Origin of the sequence: Paenalcaligenes sp. Me52, from assembly GCF_050487965.1 — a bacterium.
Taxonomy (GTDB): Bacteria; Pseudomonadota; Gammaproteobacteria; order Burkholderiales; family Burkholderiaceae_B; genus Paenalcaligenes.
Window position 1 is genome coordinate 490,173 of the sequence record NZ_JBKQFO010000002.1, and the last position, 18,988, is coordinate 509,160.

Below are 18,988 nucleotides of genomic sequence, written 5' to 3' on the forward strand. Positions count from 1 at the left end.
ATATGTTTGACATTAGTTTCAGTGAATTACTGCTGATTGCTGTTGTTGCTCTGATAGTGCTCGGTCCCGAACGTCTACCCAAGGTAGCGCGTACGGTAGGGCACTTGATGGGGCGTGCTCAACGTTATATGAACGACGTCAAATCGGACATACAACGTGAAATGGATCTGGAAGAAATCAATAAACTGAAAAACCAGATGCAAGATGCCGCCAACTCAGTGCGCAGTTCGGTCAACGATAGTGTCAACACCATAAAAGACCCTTTATCTGAAGCACAACAGGCTCTCTCTGATCTACACAAACCGTTAGATACCCCTACAGAACCTGTTGCTGCTGAGAAAAAGGCTGCATTACCGGATACCGCTGAAGCAGCGCAGCCTGCCTCAACCGCTACGCCAGACAACGCTAATAAGGCCAAAGAATGACCCAAGAGCAATCTGGCGATACCTTTATCTCGCACTTAGTTGAATTACGCAGCCGCTTGATGCGTGCCGTGCTGAGCGTACTGGTCGTATTTTTTGTACTGTTCATGTACCCCGGGCCATCCGTCATTTACGACGTACTGGCACAACCTATGCTGGCCTCGTTGCCGCAGGGTACACGCATGATCGCTACGGGCGTTATCACACCCTTTATGGTGCCAGTCAAAGTGACGTTGTTAGCGTCCTTTATGGTGGCGCTACCAATAGTGCTGTATCAAGCGTGGGCTTTTGTCGCTCCTGGTTTGTACAAACACGAGAAACGTCTGGCCTTACCGCTGATTTTCTCTAGTACCGTGCTATTTATCGCAGGGATGGCGTTTTGTTATTTTGTGGTCTTTAAAACGGTTTTCCACTTTATTGCCACCTTTGCTCCAGACTCCATCACGCCTGCACCAGATATCGAAGCCTACCTGAACTTTGTCATGACGATGTTCCTGGCCTTTGGTATTACTTTTGAAGTGCCTATTGCCGTTATTTTGCTTGTCAAAACCGGCATCACCAGTGTGGCCAAACTACGTGAAGTGCGTGGTTATGTGATCGTAGGGGCATTTATTATCGCTGCCGTTGTCACACCACCAGATGTAGTCAGCCAATTCCTGCTGGCTGCCCCACTGTGTTTGCTCTACGAGCTAGGTATTATCTTTGCCAGCTTCATGAAAAAACGTGAAGCAGATTCCGATTCTGACTCCCGCGAACTAGAAGCCTAAAAACTCACTCACAAGCCGCAGATTCTGCGGCTTGTTTGTTTTAGCACCACGTCATTTACATTTACCTACCTATCGGTAGGTAGGAATGCTAGAATACGTTTTTCTTTAAACATGAAGCTCCGCACATTATGTACGCTGAACTGTCACCGTCTGCTGAACGTATATGCCAAGCAGCAATCCTACATTTCTCTGAGCACCACTATGCTAGCGCCTCGTTAAATGAAATAGCGATAGCTGCCGGCATACGCAAAGCATCGCTGTACGCACACTTCAAAAACAAAGATGAACTGTATCTCGCAGCGTTTAATCGCGCTTTGGCCGTAGAGCTAGAACACGTACAACAATGCTTTGCAGACACCCCCGCCTCCCAGCTTGGTTTTCATTACTGCCAAAGCTTAGCTGCCCGTTACACCCAAGCCCCTACACTGCGCTTCATGTTATTGGCGGCCTATATACAGCCCGCCTCATTAAAGGTCGCTCTGGACGAAGGCTATGAAGACTACTTGCAACTGCTCAGGGATCGTTTTAGTGCAGCTTTAGTCACTGCTCACCCAGCACTAGTGCCACACCCCAGCCTCATTACTCAATTCAGCACGGCCTACCTAGGTATCGTAGACAGCTTGCACGTCAAACTGGTCTACACCAACGGCCAAGAATTCCAAGGCAGATTAGCAGCGCTAGAAATGCTACTCATCACCTCTTTGCAACACACTTTGCACTCGCTGTAATCACAATGACCTCCCATCGCAATACGGCCGCAGGCGGCCTGTCTCTTTCCCTGATTCTGCTTCTTGCTTTGTTTACCGCCATGGATGCCATGGCCATAGACATGTATTTACCCAGCATGCCCGCCATAGGGCTAGGCTTTGGGGTATCGGCAACTCAAGTACAACAAACACTGTCCATTTTCTTGATAGGCTTAGCGGTAGGGCAAGCGGCTTACGGCCCATTGCTAGACAGATACGGCCGTAGACTACCCATGCTCATAGGCGTGGTGATCTTTGTTGTGGGTTCTGTGGTCGCAGCCCTAGCTCCCAGCATTGAGTGGTTATTGACTGCCCGCTTCTTACAGGCGCTGGGTGCAGCAGCTGGCTTGGTCACACCTCGTGCGATTGTGTCAGATCGCTGCACGCTAGCAGAGTCAGCACCCATCTTTTCATTGCTAATGCAGATCATGATGATTGCCCCCATCCTGGCACCCATCATTGGCGGATTTTTATTAGAGCAGGGCAGTTGGCGTCTGATTTTTTGGGCATTGGCTGGCATAGGTGCTTTGGGTCTACTGTGGGGCATTGTCACCGTACCTGAAACGCTCAAACCCGCACAACGCAGCAGCCTCAGCATATCCAGCATCTTGCGCTCGTACAGCCAGCAATTACGTTTGCCTATTTTCATGGCCTACACGTTAGCCGGTAGTTTTATGCTGTCGTCGCTGTTCTTGTACATCAGCCACTCAGCTTTTATTTTTACCCAGCATTTCGATCTCACACCCAGTACCTTCAGCTACCTATTCGCGGGTAATGCGATAAGCCTGGTCATTGGTGGCCAACTGAGTACCTCACTGTTGAAGCGCGGTTTTGCCGAAACGCGAGTAACGTACATAGGCCTGTGCCTGCATCTACTCAGTGGCGCATTATTGTTCCTCATCGTAAAACTAGGGTTAGCGTCACTGTGGAGCTATGCTACGCTCATTGCTTTGGCCGTTGGTTCGCTGGGGCTGATTTTTGGTAATCTGACAGCATTGACCATGCACCATAGTGGTAAGCAAGCAGGGGTTGCTTCGGCGCTGATGGGCACCTTGCAATACCTAATCTCTGCGCTAGCAGGGTATGTGGTTGCTTTCTTTGGTCAGGGCCCAGCAGTATTGCCACTGGCTATCGCCGGATGCGCCTTACTTGCGCTGCTATGCTGCAAGCTGGCCGAACGCCCACAGCCACCGTTGGTACAGGCCTAAGCACTACGTTCAACCTTAGTTTATTGATGGAAGCACCATGTCACAGATCTCGCGAACCGAGCTTGAGCACTGGCTCACAGCCACCCTGCAACCGCACCGCTTTTCGGATTACTGCCCCAACGGCATACAAGTAGAAGGGCGCGACACTATTCGCCATATCGTGACGGGTGTAACTGCCTCACAAGCCCTATTGGACGCTGCTGTAGAGCGGGGCGCTGACACCGTGCTGGTGCACCATGGTTGGTTCTGGAAAAACGAAGATGCCCGCATACGTGGCATTAAAAAGCAGCGTCTACTGACCACGTTGCAGCACGACCTGAATCTGTTCGCGTACCACCTACCTCTGGATGCTCATCCCACCTTGGGCAATAACGCCCAATTGGCGCAGGTATTAGAGCTAGAACCCACCTACGATGATGAAGGTGAACCCGTCACCTGTGGCCCTGGCGGACTCATTTGGTTAGGCAAAAGTAAGCAGCCTCAGACCCTAGAAAGCCTGGGCCAGCTAGTTTGCAAGCAGATGCAACGACAGCCATTAATTGTAGGTTCACCACAACAAAGTGTGTCTACTGTTGCGTGGTGCACGGGCGGAGCTCAGGGCTATATGCAAGCTGCATTAGATGCAGGCGCTGATGTGTACATCACTGGAGAGGCGTCTGAGCCCAATTTCCATCTAGCCCACGAAACTGGAGCTGCCTTCATTGCCGCTGGTCACCACGCTACTGAGCGCTACGGTGTAAAAGCACTGGGTGAGGCCATTGCACAGCGTTTTGGCATCCAAGTAGACTTTGTAGACGTGGATAACCCCATCTAACTGTTGCAAGAACAGTACAAAACACCATAAACAAAAAAGCCCCGATTTTCGGGGCTTTTTTTGCGACGTTATCGCTAGATAACGACATTACTGAGCAGCATCACGTGTCTTCAAAGAGTCACGGATTTCACGCAGCAACACGATATCTTCTGGTGTAGGAGCTGGAGGTGCTTCTGCTTCCTCTACCTTCTCTTCTGCCATCAGCGTATTGCGCATACGGTTCACCATTTTCACCATCAAGAACACCACGAAAGCCAGCAGGATGAAGTTGATGAAAACCGTCAGGAAGCTACCCCAGGACAGCAACACAGCCCCAGCTTCATTCAAAGCCTCTAGGGTTTGTGGACCTGTATAACCTTCAGGTGAACGTAGTACAATGTATTGATTAGAGAAGTCGACTTCGCCGCCCAGCACGAAGCTGATGATGGGCATGAAGAGGTCTTTCACCAGTGAATCAATAATTTTTCCAAATGCGCCGCCAATAATCACACCGACGGCTAGGTCGATCATGTTGCCTTTTACTGCGAACTCCCTAAATTCTTTGATAAAACCACTGGTTTTGCTCATATAAACCTCTCTGATCAAGTCACTTGTGACGGGTAATGGCTATAATACCGGGTTGATATAACTTAACCCAGACCCAAAGTTTCGTAAATTTTGTGGTATACCCCGAGGGGGGTAGGAATAAGGATACTAGAATGAGTCAGATTACGACACAGCCCGAAGAAAACGGGGTCGACGAGCAGAAGCCTGCCGATCCTTCGCGCCGTTTCTGGGTCACTACTGCCTGTGCGGTTGGAGGTGTCGCCGGGGTTGGCGCCGCCGTTCCGTTTGTCGGGTCATTCGCCCCGTCAGCCAAAGCCCGCGCTGCAGGTGCTCCTGTAGAAGTAGATATCTCCACACTCGCTCCTGGCGAAATGCGTACTGTAGAGTGGCGCGGTAATCCCATTTGGATTATGTACCGCACTCCAGAGCAACTCGCCGAGCTTAGCAAGCACGATAACCAATTGGCTGACCCCGATTCAAATCGTCCCGGTTTCACCCCGGCTTACGCTAAAAACGAGTACCGCTCACGCCGCCCAGAAATTTTTGTCTGTATCGGTATTTGCACTCACCTTGGTTGCTCCCCCACCCCTCGTCTGAATTCCGGTGCCCAGCCTGGCCTACCCAGCGATTGGGATGGCGGTTTTCTATGCCCCTGTCACGGTTCTACCTTTGATCTTGCCGGGCGCGTGTACATGAACAAACCTGCACCCGATAACCTGGAAATTCCTCCTTACGAGTTTTCTGCCGACGGCAACCGCATCATGATTGGTGTGGACGAAAACAATAAGGCATAAGACATACAATTTTCAAAGATTAAAGGAGCCGTTTCATGGCTGGTGAGAAAACCGTCGAAACGACAGGACTCTTAGGATGGATTGATAGACGCTTCCCGCTGTCATCACTCTTTAAAGAGCATATGTCGGAGTACTATGCGCCAAAGAACTTCAACTTCTGGTATTTCTTTGGTTCGCTGGCACTGTTAGTGCTGGTCATTCAAATCGTGACCGGGATTTTCCTGGTAATGAACTACAAGCCTGATGCTGCATTGGCCTTTGCCTCTGTGGAATACATCATGCGCGAAGTACCGGGTGGCTGGATCATCCGTTACATGCACTCCACCGGCGCCTCCATGTTCTTCGTGGTGGTATACCTGCACATGCTGCGCGGCCTGATTTACGGCTCATACCGCAAACCTCGTGAGCTGGTCTGGATCTTCGGTGTGGCACTGTTCCTCTGTTTGATGGCGGAAGCCTTCTTGGGTTACCTGTTACCGTGGGGCCAGATGTCCTACTGGGGTGCACAGGTGATCGTGAACTTGTTTGCCGCCATTCCATTCATTGGCCCTGAGTTGGCGATTTGGATCCGTGGTGACTACGTAGTGTCTGACGCTACTCTGAACCGCTTCTTTGCCTTGCACGTAATTGCGATTCCTTTGGCCATTATTGGTTTGGTAGTTGCTCACATCATCGCGCTGCACGAAGTGGGCTCTAACAACCCAGACGGCGTAGAAATCAAAGAAGGCCCCAAAGATGCCAAAGGCAACCCTCTGGATGGCATTCCTTTCCACCCTTACTACTCCGTACACGATATCGTGGGCGTAGCTGGGTTCCTGATCGTGTTCGCGGCTATTTTGTTCTTCGCTCCAGAAATGGGCGGGTACTTCTTGGAATACAACAACTTCATTCCAGCTGACCCAATGAAGACACCTCCGCACATTGCTCCGGTTTGGTACTTCACACCGTTCTACTCCATGTTGCGTGCAACGACTGCCGATTTCACATGGATTCTGGCTGGTTCTGCGGTATTGGCTGCTGTGGTCTTGTTCTTCAAGAGCCGTCAGCCCGGTATTTTGCGCCTGATTGCACCAGTTATCCTGTTGGGCGTAGCTGTAGCACTGAAAATTTTTGACGCGAAATTCTGGGGCGTGGTCTCCATGGGTGGCGCTGTAGTGATTCTGTTCTTCTTGCCTTGGCTAGATGCATCACCAGTGAAATCCATCCGTTACCGTCCTACCTGGCACAAATTCCTGTACGCGATTTTCTTCATTAACTTCGTGATACTGGGTTACCTAGGTACACAACCACCAAACGACCTGTTCAACCTGCTGAGCCAAATTGGCACCGTTATCTATCTGGCATTTTTCTTCTTGATGCCTGTGTGGAGCCGCATGGGTACATTTAAGCAGGTACCGGATCGCGTGACCTTTCGCGCTCACTAGGACTCAACACGGATAGACCATGATTAAGAAACTATTTGGAATCTTGGCGTTGTCCCTGTCTTGCTCGGTGGCGGTTGCCGCCGAAGCAGGCTACCCGTTGGAAAGCGCCCCTAATCGCATTACCGACATGCCTGCACTGCAAAACGGTGCAAAGCTGTTCGTTAATTACTGTTTGAACTGTCACAGTGCCAACTCCATGCGCTACAACAAGCTCACGGAAATTGGCCTGACAGACGAAGAAATCCGCAAGAACTTACTGTTCACGGGTGAAAAAGTTGGTGATTTAATGACCATCGCCATGACACCTGCTGACGGTAAACAATGGTTTGGCGCTACGCCTCCAGACCTGTCTGTGACTGCGCGTGCCCTGTCTACCAACTTGGGCCCTAGCGGTACTGACTACATCTACACCTACTTGCGTACGTTTTACCGTGACGTGAACCGTCCTACCGGTTGGGATAACTTGGTATTCCCAAGCGTAGGTATGCCGCATGCGTTGTGGCAGCGTCAGGGTCATACTCAAGTAGAACGCACCACCGTTGCTGAAGCTGTGGGCGCAGATGGCAAACCATCTTGGGTACGTACTGTGACCAACTTTGATCAGTACGGTTTCTCTAGCAGCAAACAAGAAACACTGCCCGCCGACTACAAAGGTGGCGCTAGTGAATCGGTTAAATACACACCGGTGAATGCATCGCAAGCTAGCGAGTTTGCTAGCGATGTAGCTGACCTGAGCAACTTTATGCAATGGATGGCAGAACCTGTACAAAATACCCGTAAGAAAATTGGGTATGCTGTGATAGGCTTCTTGCTGATCTTCTTCTTTGTTGCTTGGCGTCTAAACAAAGCCTACTGGCGCGACATCAAGTAATGTCTTGTGACCATGCTGCCTACACGGCAGCATGGTAATCTTGCAAAGACGCCGGTATTATTATCAGAGCCTATGCTGGCTCTTGTTTTTATTTCTACGACTGGAAATCCTCACTATGATGGTACTCTACTCTGGAACTACATGCCCCTTCTCACAACGCTGCCGTTTTGTGTTGTTTGAGAAAGGCATGGATTTCGAGATTCGCGATATTGACTTGTACAACAAGCCCGAAGACATCGCCGTCATGAATCCATATGGCCAGGTACCTATTCTGGTTGAGCGCGAACTGGTTCTGTACGAGTCCAACATCATCAACGAATACATTGATGAGCGTTTCCCGCATCCTCAGTTGATGCCTGCAGACCCCACCATGCGCGCCCGCACACGCCTGTTCCTATACAACTTTGAGCGCGAACTGTTTACTTACGTTTCCATCTTGGAAGATCGTAGACAAGCAGCCGATCCTAAAGCTCAGGAAAAAGCCCGTGCGCAGATTCGCGACCATTTGGCTCAGTTGGCTCCAATTCTGACCAAAAACAAATACATGTTGGGCGAAGAGTTCTCCATGCTAGACGTGGCTATTGCTCCATTGCTATGGCGCTTGGACCACTACGGTATTGAACTGCCCAAGAGCGCTGCTCCAGTACAAAAGTACGCCGAGCGCGTGTTTTCCCGTCCGGCCTTCATTGAGGCACTGACACCATCCGAAAAAGTCATGCGTCGCTAAACACTATGCAAGAGACTTCTACCAAACCCTACATGATTCGTGCTCTGCACGAATGGTGCACTGATAACGGCTACACACCGTACATTGTGGTCACTGTGGACGACAACACCGTTGTTCCTCCCGGTTACGTACAAGACGGACAAATCACGCTGAACTTAGATTTGCTCGCTACCAATCAACTTATTCTTGGTAACGACTACATCGAGTTTCAGGCACGATTTGGTGGTGTTGCCGAAGATCTATTTGTGCCCGTTGCTGCCGTCAGCGCGATTTATGCGCGTGAGACAGGTGCCGGTATGGGGTTTGAGGTCTCTGAGTCCCCTGTCTATCCGGGGACAAACAGCACATCTGATTCAGCACCAGCCGCCACACCAGCGCCGGCAACTGAAAATAACGAATCACGTGCAGCGGATAAAGCGCCGCACCTGAAGATCGTTAAGTAACAGACGGCTGAACTGTCTAGCGCCTTAGGGCTACAAAAAAGCCTACCTGTTTGCAGGTAGGCTTTTTTACGCCTGTGGATAAGGTTTACGTGATGCAACTACTGTCCACAAAAACCTCCTGTGTATAACGTTAGTTCTGCGGTGCAGCTTTATTTTGCTGTAAACGCCATTCCAATAGACTTTTGAGTCCCACCGTCAGGATCGCCATACCCGCCAACAAGGCAGCAGCGGTAAAGGCAGCAGCCGTTTTGTAGTCGTTATTCAATTGCTCTACTAGCAACGACAGGGTAAGTGTTTGGTTCATCACCGTACCAGACACCACCGATACCGCACCAAACTCACCAATAGCCCGCGCGTTAGTCAGCACCACACCATATACCAAGCCCCAACGGATGTTAGGCATGGTCACCTGCCAAAAAATCTGCCAACCAGATGCCCCCAGACTCAGAGCTGCTTCTTCTTGCTCGCTGCCCAATGTTTGCATCACAGGAATCAGAATACGAGCCACATACGGTACGGTTACGAATATAGTGACCATCACAATGCCCGGCCACGCAAACATCAACTGCACGTTATGGGCACCTAACCAGCGACCCATCATGCTTTCAGCACCGTACACCACCAAATAACATAGACCGGCTACCACGGGCGATACAGCGTATGGGATGTCCACAAACAGGCTCAGCAGGCGTTTGCCTCGGAACTGGTAGTGCGTCATACACCATGCCAGCAAGATACCAAACACCATGTTTAATGGCACACTTAACAGCGCCACAAAGATCGTCAGACCAATTGCATGCTGCATGAAGTCTTCACTCAGGTTTTCAGTCAGCAGTGTCCAACCGCCCGCTATCACCTGACTAAAAATCAACGCCAGCGGGATGATGAGCATCACCACCACCACGGCCAAGCCAGCACCTACTTGCAGCCACTGTCCAAAACTCTGGGGTTTCTTTCTCATGATCGTTGCCGTTGCCAGCCCAATAAACGTCCTTGCAGCACTTGCAGAACAAACAATAACAATAAGGAAGCCATCAATACCACTGACGCAATTGCGGCAGCAGCAGGGTAGTTGAACTCTTGCAAACGCACAAAAATCATCAACGATGTAACTTCTGTTTTGAAAGGCGCATTACCGGCAATCATGATCACCGCACCAAACTCACCCAAGCTACGAATAAAGGCTTGGGAAGCGCCTGTCACAATGGCAGGAATCAGTGGCGGCAATATGACTTTGAGGAAGATCTGCCAGCGGCGTGCGCCCAGCGTTTGTGCTACTTCTTCGTATTCTGTGCCCAGCTCTTCAATCACTGGCTGCACAATACGCACCACAAAGGGCAGACTGGTAAAGGTCATTGCCACCAAAATACCAGGATAGGCATAGGAAATCTTGATGCCCATGGCAGCAAAGTATTGGCCCAGCCAACCACCAGGTACAAACAGCGCAGCCAAAGTTAAGCCCGCCACTGACGTAGGCAACGCAAAGGGAATATCGACCAAGGCATCCATCATACGGCGGCCCCAGAAGTTATACCTAGTCGTCACCCACGCAATCAAGAAACCGATGAACGTTGCCGCAACGGTAGAGTAAAAGGCCGCACTTGCTGTGACCTTATAACTCTGCACCACCCTAGGATGCGAAATAGCACGCCAGTACTGTGCCCAACTCATGTCGCTAACGTAGATCAGCAATGCTGACAGCGGCAGCAAAACCACGATGGACAAATAGAAGAGGCTGAGTCCAAAGCTCAGCCCAAAACCCGGCAATATGGGTTTACGTAAGAAAAACCACTGACGAACGGGGGAGGCCGTTACAGCCTTGTCCCCCGATGCAGTGTTAGACAATGTTGTCATAGCTAACTACTTTTACTGTGCCTGAATCTGATCCAACACGCCGTCTGTAGCAAAGTGCTTGGTTTGGATGTCTTTCCAAGAACCCAATACATCGGTTGGGTTCACCAGTTTGACGTCAGCAAACTTGCCTGCATTTTCTTTGGCAACTTCGTCGTTGGTCACACGGTAGTTAAAGCCAGCCAGCAAACGCTGAATGTCGGGTGTGTACTGAAACTCCAGATACTCTGTCGCCACATCACGTGTGCCACGCTCGTCTACCACTTTATCCACAACCGCTACTGGGAACTCGGCCAACACGCTAGTTGGAGGCACTACGATCTCGAACTCTTGGTCTTTGAACTCTTCACCGTTCACGATGTTCAGTTCTTCAGACTCAAATGTCAGCAATACATCACCTTGATCATTCTGAGCAAATGCCACTGTTGCACCACGACCGCCGGTGGGGAAGTTTTCTACGTTACCCAGCACCTGACCTACAAATTCACGGATTTTGGCTTCGTCACCATCGAATTTTTCGTGGGCGTACAACCATGCACCTAAGTAGGTGTAACGTGCGTTACCGGAGGTTTTAGGGTTAGGGAACACCAAGCCTACGTCTTCACGGGCTAGATCATCCCAATCTTTGATGTTTTTGGGGTTGCCTTTACGCACCAAGAAAGCGATGGTGCTGTAGTAAGGCGAGCTGTTGTTAGGCAAACGCTCGGCCCAATCGGCTGCCACGATATCGCGGTCTGCCAAAATATCGATGTCGGTCACTTGGTTAAAGGTCACCACATCCACTTTTTTACCTTGGATGATATCTTGAGCCTGTCTGGAAGTACCTGCGAAAGATTGGTCGATTTTGATGTCTTCGCCGGTCTTCTGCTTCCAATGCTCAGCAAATTTCGGATTCACCGCAGCAAAGGTTTCGCGCGCCACATCAAACGAGGCATTCAAGATACTGGTTTGGGCCACCGCAGCTGTGCTGGCGGCCGTAGCAACCAAGGCAAGCGCTCCAACAATTTTCTTCAGATTCATCATTAACCCCGCAATATATTTGAGTGACTGCAACGGCAAAACCGTTTATCCATGAAGTGCATTATGCAGAGTCACCATATAAATACGAACGATAATGTACTCATTCACTTATTACTTTAAGAAATAATGAATCACTTGAAACCTGCCTCGCACAGCAGACTTAATTAAGAATTCCTGACAATGATTACATATGCTAATCATTCGTGCCAGAATGATTTCTGATAAACTAATAGCCTTTAAAACACGAGCATAAAAGGTCTATGAGGTCCAATAAAACCCCAACAAGCCTACAACCCCCCGTCTTTTTCCCTGCTGCTTTTCTGATTTTGGCTCTCGTGGCGTTCGCAATTCTCGCGCCAGAGACTGCTCAAAACATCTTTAGCGCCACGCAAAACTGGATCATCACCCACGTTAGCTGGTTCTACATCCTCACCGTTGCCATCATTTTGCTGGCTGTCATTTTCTTGGCAGTGAGTCGTTATGGTGATATCAAGCTAGGCCCCGATCACTCCCAACCCGATTACAAAAACATCACCTGGTTTGCCATGCTGTTTTCTACCGGTATGGGTATTGGTTTGATGTTCTTCGGTGTGGCAGAGCCCGTCATGCACTTCATGAACCCACCTATAGGTGAGGGCGGCACGATTGAAGCTGCTCGCGAGTCCATGAACATCACGTTCTTCCACTGGGGCTTACACGCTTGGGCAATTTACGCCATCGTTGCCTTGGTGCTGGCTTTCTTCAGCTACCGTCATGGCTTACCACTGAAGCTGCGTTCGGCCTTGTACCCACTTATCGGTGACAAGATCTATGGTCCTATAGGCCACGCTGTGGATATCTTTGCCATTATTGGTACAGTATTTGGTGTGGCAACGTCTTTAGGTTTTGGCGTGGCACAGATTAATAGCGGTTTGGAGTATCTGTTCGGTATGGAGGTCTCCACCGTCAATCAGATCATCCTGATCGTTATTGCCTGCGGCTTGGCTACCTTATCAGTAGCCAGTGGTTTGGATCGCGGCATTAAGATTTTGTCTGAGCTGAACTTAGCCTTTGCCGTCTTACTGCTACTGTTCGTGCTGATTCTTGGCCCTACCGTATTCATCATGCAAACCTTTATGCAGAATACGGGGGCTTATCTGTCCGACATCGTCAGCAAAACTTTTAACCTCTACGCCTACGAACCCAACGACTGGATTGGTGGTTGGACGCTGTTCTACTGGGGCTGGTGGTTGGCATGGTCTCCATTTGTGGGCCTGTTTATTGCACGTATTTCCCGTGGCCGTACCATCCGTGAATTTGTACGCGGTGTGCTGCTAGTACCTGCCGGTTTCACCTTGTTGTGGATGACCGTGTTTGGCGATACCGCTATCCATGCCATCTTGTACAACGGGATGCAAGAATTCGGTGTCTTTGTTCAAAACAATACCTCGCAAGCCTTGTTTGCGTTCTTAGAACAATTGCCCTTTGCGTCCATTACCTCTGGCTTGGCCATTTGTATGGTGGTGGTGTTCTTTGTAACCTCCGCTGACTCTGGCGCACTGGTCGTGGATTTGCTGGCTTCCAAAGATGGCGAGCCATCACCGGTATGGCAACGTATATTCTGGTCCGCATTGGCCGGTGTAGTAGCGATTGCCTTGCTGTTGGCTGACGGCTTACAAGCCCTGCAAACGGCGACTATTGCGAGTGCCTTGCCGTTCTCCATCATCTTGCTGATTGCTATTTGGGGGCTGTTCAAAGCGCTGCAACTGGATGCCACCAAACGCCACATCCGTTATCAAACGGTGGCACGTAGCCAGCCGGTAGTACCCGGTCAACCATGGCAAAAACGCTTGCGTAACCTGATTGTGATGCCTAAACGCGAACAAGTATGTCGCTTCTTAGACAACACCGTAGAACCTGCGATGCAAGCGGTAGCTGCCGAACTTCGTAAAGCTGGTTTTGATGCCAAGATGACTGTTTTAGAGCCATCTGAAGATCAACCAGAACGTGCTTTGGCCTTAGATGTAGAACACCATGGCGCTTACCAAGACTTCCGCTACAAAGTACGTCCTATGTGCGTGATTCGTCCTACCTTACGTACGGCTGATGCGAAACGTGACGACGAGGTGTATTACCGTGCTGAAGTGTTTCTAAGCGAAGGCGGTCAGGACTACGACGTTATGGGATGGAGCCAAGAAGAAGTGATCGGCGACATACTGGATCAGTACGAACGCCACCGTCACTTCTTGCATTTGGTGCACGATAACGACCCAACTATCCTGGCTGAAAACACATCGAATGGGGAAAATAAAGAAAGTTCATAAAAACGCTTGCGTTTTAAGAACACCCCCCATATAATTCTTATTTCGCCGGCTTAGCTCAGTTGGTAGAGCAGCGCACTTGTAATGCGAAGGTCGAGGGTTCAACTCCTTTAGCCGGCACCAAGAATAAAGAAAACGCCAATCCTTAGGGGTTGGCGTTTTTTTGTGTGCGTTATCTAGGCTCTGAAAACGCTATTCCTGTGACACGTTAGATATATCGCTACATGCTATTTGATAGCAATGGTTGAGCGCTTAGCGAGTAGCTTTAACCCTTGAGCATCTGTGGTTAGGGTATCTGCCATTTTTAAGATCGCTACAGCCTGCAAACCATTTGAGTTGTCGTAAACCGTTAAGTAATAACTCACGTCTACCGTATCTGTCACGCCTATACTAATCTGAATATTAGTAATCAAATGGCAGGTTTTACGTGACCGGCCCCGAGCCAATAACACCTCCCGTATGGCAACTTTACCTTGAGCAGGGCCTTCTTTTCTGTACCACACCCCATCGTCAGCAAACATCGCTATCAATGCGTCATCTTGGTGTGTATCCAAATACCCGTAAAAGCTACTCAAAAATAATGTGATGTCTTCATAACAATGTGAACTACCCATGTGCAACCTCTTTAAGCAACTTGGGTAAAGGCTCTGTTGGATTGCTCAACTGTTCGTGAAGCACCGCAACCCTAGCCTCCACAAGCATACGCGCCCACCTGAACTCTCTACCCGCATTAATTCCAGCAACCCCCACAATTACGCCTGTTGCCTCTGCATAGAAAATTAACTTGCCTATATTGCCTACCGCTCTTTCAACGGTATGGTGTGCATCCTTTACCATACCTGCCACTTGCAGCATCCACTCAAACTGCTCAGACCACAGCATTAATAAAGGTGTATAGGGCTCTGCTTTGCCCAGCATAGCCTTCGCCACCGCTTGCGCTTGATCCTTAGCGTTTTGCCACGACTCATGCCGTATGGTTTGCAGCGTATGACTGCACGGTGTACGAGCAATATCACCTGCTGCATAAATTAGCGGGTCTGACGTACAACCAAACTCATTCACCACCACACCGCCATCGGTATGCAACCCTGCTGCTGCGGCTAGTTCATCGTTGGCTTTCATTCCTACCGCCAAAACCACCACCGCACTTTTGAGCCGTTGACCATCCGAAAGTACCACCTCTAGCTCGGTAGGCGATACCTGCTCTATAGCAATCACTGCTGCATTGAGATAAAAGCGATTCCCCTTACGACGGTGCAGTACTAAAAGCTCCGCCGCCAAAGCCGCATCCACGCTACGCTGACACACTTGGCTAGCGAACTCTACGATGCTGACATGATGGCCTTGTTGATTGAGTGTCGCCGCCACTTCCAAGCCTATCCAGCCGCCCCCCACAACCACCACATCTTGCTCTGCCTCAGCCTGCAAAAATTGCTGTAGCCGCTTGGCATCATCGACCGTACGCAACGTCACCACACGGTCATGATCTACACCAGACAGGGTAGGGCGCACCGCACGCCCCCCCGTAGCGAGGATTAATCGCCCATAGGGCTGTGTTGTGCCATTATCCAGATACAGCTGCTGTTGCTCTCTATCTATTTTCTGTACACAACACCCCAACATAGCCTGAATATGTAAGCTCTGTAGCTCCTCTTCCGCTAACAACACGTGCTGAGCAAACTCACTGTTGCCGAGCAAGAACTCTTTAGACAACGGCGGTCGCTCATAAGGAGGATGGGCTTCTTGACCAATCAATACTATCGCACCTGTGTAGCCCTCTGTTCGCAAAGTGCGGGCTGCCCATGCGCCAGCCTGACCCGCCCCTATAATTACAATGGGCTTTGCCGTCATACACGTACCCCTCCAAGGTAGATACGATCCTCCTCGACTTTGACGTGATACACCCGTAGCGGTAGTTTGCACGGTGCTGTCAGCGCCTCACCGGTCACAATATCAAAGGTTCCCTGATGCAGCGGACACTCAATAGCGCCATTTTCTATATACCCTTCTGACAAACTGGCGTTGCCATGCGTACAGAGGTCTTGGCTAGCATGTACTGAACCATCTTCCAGCAAGTACAAGCACACAGCCGCCCCCTCATACTCCACGCGTAATGTATTGGTGTAAGTAGCCGTCAGCGCTGACGTAGACGCCACCTCCAGCCATTGCTGTACAGTGCTCATAGTCCCATCGCCTCACGGTAATAATTGTAGAAAGAGCGAATCAATACTTCACTTACCATGTAATCGGCGGGCTCTAGATCTTTTCCACCCATCTCTACAATACCTAGACTATCTGGGTAACCCGTCACGCCAGACTGCACCTGTTTCAGCATCTCACTATCATCCATGGATACAAATCCGGCAGGCCCCAGCAAGTTGGCATGCTTAAGACGCAAACGAGTCATTTCCTCGTCATCATCCTCATAGCCGTAATAGGTAAAAATCAGCTCATGGGCATTAGGCCCTCTGGGAATCACATGACGACTCTTTAAGGAGTTGGCTTGAATACCAAACTGTGCGGCGGGGAATACCCAGGCACCACCAACTCGACCTCGGTTGAACTCAGCCCTAGGCGTTACCGTTTCACTATCGAGAATTTGTAGATCATGACGAAAACGTTTCATCTCCGCCGTAGCTTCAGTCACCTTTTTTCCCTCATTGTGTGACACCATCACACTGTGCTCACCACGCCCAGCAGGGATACATTCTGACTTTGAGTCAGCACGCCATAAACCAAACGTAATATAGAAGGTATGTAATAACGTAGCGTGATAGGGATCTTTTAGGTTTTCCAGATACATCTTCCAGTTGCTAGGAATCAATTGACGGCTATAACCCAGCAACTTCAGCTTTTTACCGGGCAGCATGTGATCAATCTCCGCCAATACATCTTCACCACAAAACTCTTCAAAAGAGGGTGTGTCGTCTGAGAAAGTCGCCCAAATAGAGCCTCCGCGGTTCACCGTACGCAACTTATTGATGCCAAACTTCTTGGGGTCAAAGTCACGCGGCATCCCACCTTTACCTAAAGCACCCCGTCTAAACGGCACACCGCGTAGGTTGCCATCCAAGTCGTAATTCCATTGGTGATAAGGACAAGTGAAGTCCTCTACCTTCCCCTGATTTTGCCAACAAATTTGTGCACCCTTATGCGCACAACGGTTTTCAATAACATTAATTTCCCCCGCTTCATTACGCACCATAATGACAGGACGATCCCCTATCCAATTACGTTTGAAGCTTCCCACTTCCGGCACTTCACACTCCAGCCCAACGTAATTCCACGTATTTCCTGCAAAGAACACTTCCATTTCTTTGCGGTATACCTCTGGATCGGTATAGACCCACGCGGGGATACGGGTAAAGCCTTCTTCTGGCCACTGGCGATTAATCTGTATGGGATGCTGTTTTACACTTGGGCTATGTTCTTCGCACATCATCGTGTTGTCTCCTGCGTCAAACTGGAATAATGAGAGAGTTTCGAATGCGGTAATTGTCATAAACACAATCTCGGTGTTTCAACAAAAAACCATCCTCTTGCCGGATCACAATGTCCTGATACTGCCCAACCAAACTGATAGTCGGCTCTTGATCAGACAACGACTCTGTAATCAGGAAATTGGCTTCTACCTGAATCTCATCATTCGTTATGTTCAAAATCTTCAAACCACTGATGAAATGCCTCAACACTCTAGGTTCATACATAGTGGTTTCGCGAAGTGCCAATACTCGATCTCTGAGCATGTTTTTGTTCATGCAATAAATCAGACCAAGCGGCAAACCAGCAGACATGTTTTCGTGCGAAATCACGCGGTAATGACAGTCTTCAGTAAAACACGCCACCCAGGCATCCAAATCGTACTTATCTAGCGCATGAGCATAGTCATCGTAGAAATCACTAAGCTCCATTTTCAGCATCACCATCTCGGTATTTTTCATCCCTCTCTCCTATGGTTACGCTGTCACAAATTGGGCGCGATTACTCTCAAAGCCACTTTGGCTACCCAAATTCAGAATTGGCTCATTAATGCGTTCTTGCCAAATCAACGACTCCATCGCTATTTGCAGCGGGTGATCCTGAATAGTGAGCGCAGAGGTTGTTTCGTCACCTGAGTGATGAGAGTGCATTGCCCAACCTGGAGCCGATAAAATCAAATCGCCCGCTTTCCATTCCATACGCTCTGTACCTACCTTGCTATAGCCATGACCGCGTAAGTAGTAATTCATAGCCGCTGAACTATGGCGATGAGGAATATGGTGATTATTAGGTGGTGAACTCGAGATCGTCGCAAAGAAACTATGAGTAGTGCCAATACGGCGTTCTGTGGCTGGGTTGTACAACACAAACAAACGGCGACCGTTATAGCCCTTAGCGATATCCTCAACACTAGGCAATTTCTCGGCTACTTTTGCCCAAGGCCAATGCAAGGCTTTAGACTCAATCACATCAATATCTATTAACCACTCATAGCCCAGCAACCACGCTCCTTCTGGAGTGATCTGCTCGCGCAGCGCTAAGTCACGGGCTCGTACTTTGGCTTCAGCAGGCTCGTCTTTTTTCACCTTCCCTATATCCGAAGGAGGAATACCACCTTCAAACTCTTCTACATAATGAATCTCTAGATTTTCCAGCAAAGGAGCATTGGAATAGCTCAACCTTACCCATGGCTCTTTTCCATCATTAAAGTAGCTGTGCACATTCATGGAGGGCACATTCCATACATCCCACTTACTCGCACGCGTCTGTACGCCATTGCAGGTGGTCACGCCTGTCCCGCTCAAACAAATCTCAACCATGTTGGAGTTTTTGCGCAAACTAAAAGTACGCTCACCTGGTTTCAAGACGTTGATCGTGACATCTATACCTGGGGCAAAACCGTAGCCCGGTGCTGTCGCACAAGGGTGCACAATTCGAGTGGCGCGTCTGCCATTTTCAGGCATAGGTACGTCAATTAACCGTTCTATTTGCAGGTCAATTTGCTCTTTAGGCACCACGACCGAAGGCCAAAGATTTTGCTCCCGCGGTTGCACACCGCTCACATCCTTAAATATT

General features: G+C 49.6%; 21 protein-coding genes and 1 tRNA gene. 12 read left to right on the plus strand and 10 right to left on the minus strand.

The window, feature by feature from the left end; all coding sequences use genetic code 11:
- The first annotated feature begins 2 nt into the window (after positions 1 to 2).
- From tatB to ACLO87_RS13620, 5 genes are all read left to right on the plus strand, one after another.
- Positions 3 to 425, plus strand: coding sequence for a Sec-independent protein translocase protein TatB (gene tatB / locus ACLO87_RS13600; protein ID WP_430223983.1), 423 nt, complete (start codon positions 3 to 5; stop codon positions 423 to 425).
- Positions 422 to 1,189 carry a twin-arginine translocase subunit TatC gene (gene tatC / locus ACLO87_RS13605; RefSeq protein WP_135861422.1) on the plus strand — a complete coding sequence of 256 codons (768 nt, stop codon included), beginning with the start codon at positions 422 to 424 and terminating at the stop codon, positions 1,187 to 1,189. Before tatB ends, tatC begins: the two co-directional genes overlap by 4 nt.
- A gap of 128 nt (positions 1,190 to 1,317) precedes the next feature.
- Positions 1,318 to 1,917, plus strand: a complete 600-nt coding sequence (locus tag ACLO87_RS13610) for a TetR/AcrR family transcriptional regulator (RefSeq protein WP_430223984.1) — start codon at positions 1,318 to 1,320, stop codon at positions 1,915 to 1,917.
- A 5-nt stretch (positions 1,918 to 1,922) separates the two neighbouring features.
- Positions 1,923 to 3,143: a multidrug effflux MFS transporter gene (locus ACLO87_RS13615; RefSeq protein WP_135861424.1), complete on the plus strand. Its 1,221-nt coding sequence runs from the start codon at positions 1,923 to 1,925 to the stop codon at positions 3,141 to 3,143.
- A gap of 37 nt (positions 3,144 to 3,180) precedes the next feature.
- A complete protein-coding gene (locus tag ACLO87_RS13620) occupies positions 3,181 to 3,957 on the plus strand; it encodes a Nif3-like dinuclear metal center hexameric protein (RefSeq protein WP_135861425.1) in 777 nt (258 codons plus the stop codon).
- Positions 3,958 to 4,044: 87 nt separating this feature from the next.
- Here ACLO87_RS13620 and mscL read toward each other — a convergent pair whose 3' ends face one another.
- Positions 4,045 to 4,524 carry a large conductance mechanosensitive channel protein MscL gene (gene mscL / locus ACLO87_RS13625; RefSeq protein ID WP_135861426.1) on the minus strand — a complete coding sequence of 160 codons (480 nt, stop codon included), beginning with the start codon at positions 4,522 to 4,524 and terminating at the stop codon, positions 4,045 to 4,047.
- A 131-nt stretch (positions 4,525 to 4,655) separates the two neighbouring features.
- Here mscL and petA point away from each other — a divergent pair, with 131 nt between their 5' ends.
- The 5 genes from petA (at position 4,656) to ACLO87_RS13650 (ending at position 8,762) form a co-directional block, all read left to right on the plus strand.
- On the plus strand, positions 4,656 to 5,297 hold the full coding sequence (gene petA, locus ACLO87_RS13630; RefSeq protein WP_135861427.1) for a ubiquinol-cytochrome c reductase iron-sulfur subunit: 642 nt from the start codon (positions 4,656 to 4,658) through the stop codon (positions 5,295 to 5,297).
- A gap of 35 nt (positions 5,298 to 5,332) precedes the next feature.
- Positions 5,333 to 6,721 (plus strand): cytochrome b, encoded by a 1,389-nt coding sequence (locus ACLO87_RS13635; RefSeq protein ID WP_135861428.1) that lies wholly within the window; start codon positions 5,333 to 5,335, stop codon positions 6,719 to 6,721.
- 19 nt (positions 6,722 to 6,740) lie between these two features.
- Positions 6,741 to 7,592, plus strand: coding sequence for a cytochrome c1 (locus ACLO87_RS13640; RefSeq protein WP_135861429.1), 852 nt, complete (start codon positions 6,741 to 6,743; stop codon positions 7,590 to 7,592).
- Between the two features lie 115 nt (positions 7,593 to 7,707).
- Complete coding sequence (locus ACLO87_RS13645) at positions 7,708 to 8,319, plus strand: glutathione S-transferase N-terminal domain-containing protein (protein WP_135861430.1); 612 nt, start codon at positions 7,708 to 7,710, stop codon at positions 8,317 to 8,319.
- A gap of 5 nt (positions 8,320 to 8,324) precedes the next feature.
- Positions 8,325 to 8,762, plus strand: coding sequence for a ClpXP protease specificity-enhancing factor (locus tag ACLO87_RS13650; RefSeq protein ID WP_135861431.1), 438 nt, complete (start codon positions 8,325 to 8,327; stop codon positions 8,760 to 8,762).
- A 130-nt stretch (positions 8,763 to 8,892) separates the two neighbouring features.
- Here the strand turns inward: ACLO87_RS13650 and cysW are convergent, their stop codons facing one another.
- From cysW to cysP, 3 genes are read right to left on the minus strand one after another with little or no spacing between them, the layout of a single operon-like run.
- Complete coding sequence (gene cysW, locus ACLO87_RS13655) at positions 8,893 to 9,723, minus strand: sulfate ABC transporter permease subunit CysW (RefSeq protein ID WP_430223985.1); 831 nt, start codon at positions 9,721 to 9,723, stop codon at positions 8,893 to 8,895.
- Positions 9,720 to 10,616 (minus strand): sulfate ABC transporter permease subunit CysT, encoded by an 897-nt coding sequence (gene cysT / locus ACLO87_RS13660; protein WP_135861433.1) that lies wholly within the window; start codon positions 10,614 to 10,616, stop codon positions 9,720 to 9,722. The genes cysW and cysT overlap by 4 nt, the downstream gene beginning before the upstream one ends.
- A gap of 12 nt (positions 10,617 to 10,628) precedes the next feature.
- The gene (gene cysP, locus ACLO87_RS13665; RefSeq protein WP_135861442.1) at positions 10,629 to 11,633 is read right to left on the minus strand and encodes a thiosulfate ABC transporter substrate-binding protein CysP; all 1,005 of its coding nucleotides are present in this window, start codon (positions 11,631 to 11,633) and stop codon (positions 10,629 to 10,631) included.
- 260 nt (positions 11,634 to 11,893) lie between these two features.
- Here cysP and ACLO87_RS13670 point away from each other — a divergent pair, with 260 nt between their 5' ends.
- Positions 11,894 to 13,936 carry a choline BCCT transporter BetT gene (locus ACLO87_RS13670; protein ID WP_135861434.1) on the plus strand — a complete coding sequence of 681 codons (2,043 nt, stop codon included), beginning with the start codon at positions 11,894 to 11,896 and terminating at the stop codon, positions 13,934 to 13,936.
- A 44-nt stretch (positions 13,937 to 13,980) separates the two neighbouring features.
- Positions 13,981 to 14,056: transfer RNA gene (locus tag ACLO87_RS13675), tRNA-Thr, on the plus strand.
- A 104-nt stretch (positions 14,057 to 14,160) separates the two neighbouring features.
- On the opposite strand, the gene ACLO87_RS13680 is transcribed toward ACLO87_RS13675, so the two are convergent.
- Genes ACLO87_RS13680 through ACLO87_RS13705 form a run of 6 tightly spaced genes read right to left on the minus strand, consistent with a single transcriptional unit; the run spans position 14,161 to position 18,987 of the window.
- Complete coding sequence (locus ACLO87_RS13680) at positions 14,161 to 14,547, minus strand: nuclear transport factor 2 family protein (protein WP_430223986.1); 387 nt, start codon at positions 14,545 to 14,547, stop codon at positions 14,161 to 14,163.
- Positions 14,540 to 15,784 (minus strand): NAD(P)/FAD-dependent oxidoreductase, encoded by a 1,245-nt coding sequence (locus tag ACLO87_RS13685; protein ID WP_430223987.1) that lies wholly within the window; start codon positions 15,782 to 15,784, stop codon positions 14,540 to 14,542. Before ACLO87_RS13685 ends, ACLO87_RS13680 begins: the two co-directional genes overlap by 8 nt.
- The gene (locus tag ACLO87_RS13690) at positions 15,781 to 16,116 is read right to left on the minus strand and encodes a non-heme iron oxygenase ferredoxin subunit (RefSeq protein WP_430223988.1); all 336 of its coding nucleotides are present in this window, start codon (positions 16,114 to 16,116) and stop codon (positions 15,781 to 15,783) included. Before ACLO87_RS13690 ends, ACLO87_RS13685 begins: the two co-directional genes overlap by 4 nt.
- Positions 16,113 to 17,375: an aromatic ring-hydroxylating dioxygenase subunit alpha gene (locus tag ACLO87_RS13695; protein WP_430224072.1), complete on the minus strand. Its 1,263-nt coding sequence runs from the start codon at positions 17,373 to 17,375 to the stop codon at positions 16,113 to 16,115. Before ACLO87_RS13695 ends, ACLO87_RS13690 begins: the two co-directional genes overlap by 4 nt.
- Positions 17,376 to 17,391: 16 nt before the next feature.
- A complete protein-coding gene (locus ACLO87_RS13700; RefSeq protein WP_430223989.1) occupies positions 17,392 to 17,874 on the minus strand; it encodes an aromatic-ring-hydroxylating dioxygenase subunit beta in 483 nt (160 codons plus the stop codon).
- Positions 17,875 to 17,889: 15 nt separating this feature from the next.
- Positions 17,890 to 18,987 (minus strand): cupin domain-containing protein, encoded by a 1,098-nt coding sequence (locus ACLO87_RS13705; RefSeq protein WP_430224073.1) that lies wholly within the window; start codon positions 18,985 to 18,987, stop codon positions 17,890 to 17,892.
- Between the last annotated feature and the right edge of the window lies 1 nt (position 18,988).

What these genes read in the sequence shown, in the direction of transcription:
- tatB (WP_430223983.1), top strand. Translation starts at nt 3, where the DNA reads ATGTTTGACATTAGTTTCAGTGAATTACTGCTGATTGCTGTTGTTGCT.
- tatC (WP_135861422.1), top strand. Translation starts at nt 422, where the DNA reads ATGACCCAAGAGCAATCTGGCGATACCTTTATCTCGCACTTAGTTGAA.
- ACLO87_RS13610 (WP_430223984.1), top strand. Translation starts at nt 1,318, where the DNA reads ATGTACGCTGAACTGTCACCGTCTGCTGAACGTATATGCCAAGCAGCA.
- ACLO87_RS13615 (WP_135861424.1), top strand. Translation starts at nt 1,923, where the DNA reads ATGACCTCCCATCGCAATACGGCCGCAGGCGGCCTGTCTCTTTCCCTG.
- ACLO87_RS13620 (WP_135861425.1), top strand. Translation starts at nt 3,181, where the DNA reads ATGTCACAGATCTCGCGAACCGAGCTTGAGCACTGGCTCACAGCCACC.
- mscL (WP_135861426.1), bottom strand. Translation starts at nt 4,524, where the DNA reads ATGAGCAAAACCAGTGGTTTTATCAAAGAATTTAGGGAGTTCGCAGTA.
- petA (WP_135861427.1), top strand. Translation starts at nt 4,656, where the DNA reads ATGAGTCAGATTACGACACAGCCCGAAGAAAACGGGGTCGACGAGCAG.
- ACLO87_RS13635 (WP_135861428.1), top strand. Translation starts at nt 5,333, where the DNA reads ATGGCTGGTGAGAAAACCGTCGAAACGACAGGACTCTTAGGATGGATT.
- ACLO87_RS13640 (WP_135861429.1), top strand. Translation starts at nt 6,741, where the DNA reads ATGATTAAGAAACTATTTGGAATCTTGGCGTTGTCCCTGTCTTGCTCG.
- ACLO87_RS13645 (WP_135861430.1), top strand. Translation starts at nt 7,708, where the DNA reads ATGATGGTACTCTACTCTGGAACTACATGCCCCTTCTCACAACGCTGC.
- ACLO87_RS13650 (WP_135861431.1), top strand. Translation starts at nt 8,325, where the DNA reads ATGCAAGAGACTTCTACCAAACCCTACATGATTCGTGCTCTGCACGAA.
- cysW (WP_430223985.1), bottom strand. Translation starts at nt 9,723, where the DNA reads ATGAGAAAGAAACCCCAGAGTTTTGGACAGTGGCTGCAAGTAGGTGCT.
- cysT (WP_135861433.1), bottom strand. Translation starts at nt 10,616, where the DNA reads ATGACAACATTGTCTAACACTGCATCGGGGGACAAGGCTGTAACGGCC.
- cysP (WP_135861442.1), bottom strand. Translation starts at nt 11,633, where the DNA reads ATGAATCTGAAGAAAATTGTTGGAGCGCTTGCCTTGGTTGCTACGGCC.
- ACLO87_RS13670 (WP_135861434.1), top strand. Translation starts at nt 11,894, where the DNA reads ATGAGGTCCAATAAAACCCCAACAAGCCTACAACCCCCCGTCTTTTTC.
- ACLO87_RS13680 (WP_430223986.1), bottom strand. Translation starts at nt 14,547, where the DNA reads ATGGGTAGTTCACATTGTTATGAAGACATCACATTATTTTTGAGTAGC.
- ACLO87_RS13685 (WP_430223987.1), bottom strand. Translation starts at nt 15,784, where the DNA reads ATGACGGCAAAGCCCATTGTAATTATAGGGGCGGGTCAGGCTGGCGCA.
- ACLO87_RS13690 (WP_430223988.1), bottom strand. Translation starts at nt 16,116, where the DNA reads ATGAGCACTGTACAGCAATGGCTGGAGGTGGCGTCTACGTCAGCGCTG.
- ACLO87_RS13695 (WP_430224072.1), bottom strand. Translation starts at nt 17,375, where the DNA reads ATGATGTGCGAAGAACATAGCCCAAGTGTAAAACAGCATCCCATACAG.
- ACLO87_RS13700 (WP_430223989.1), bottom strand. Translation starts at nt 17,874, where the DNA reads ATGAAAAATACCGAGATGGTGATGCTGAAAATGGAGCTTAGTGATTTC.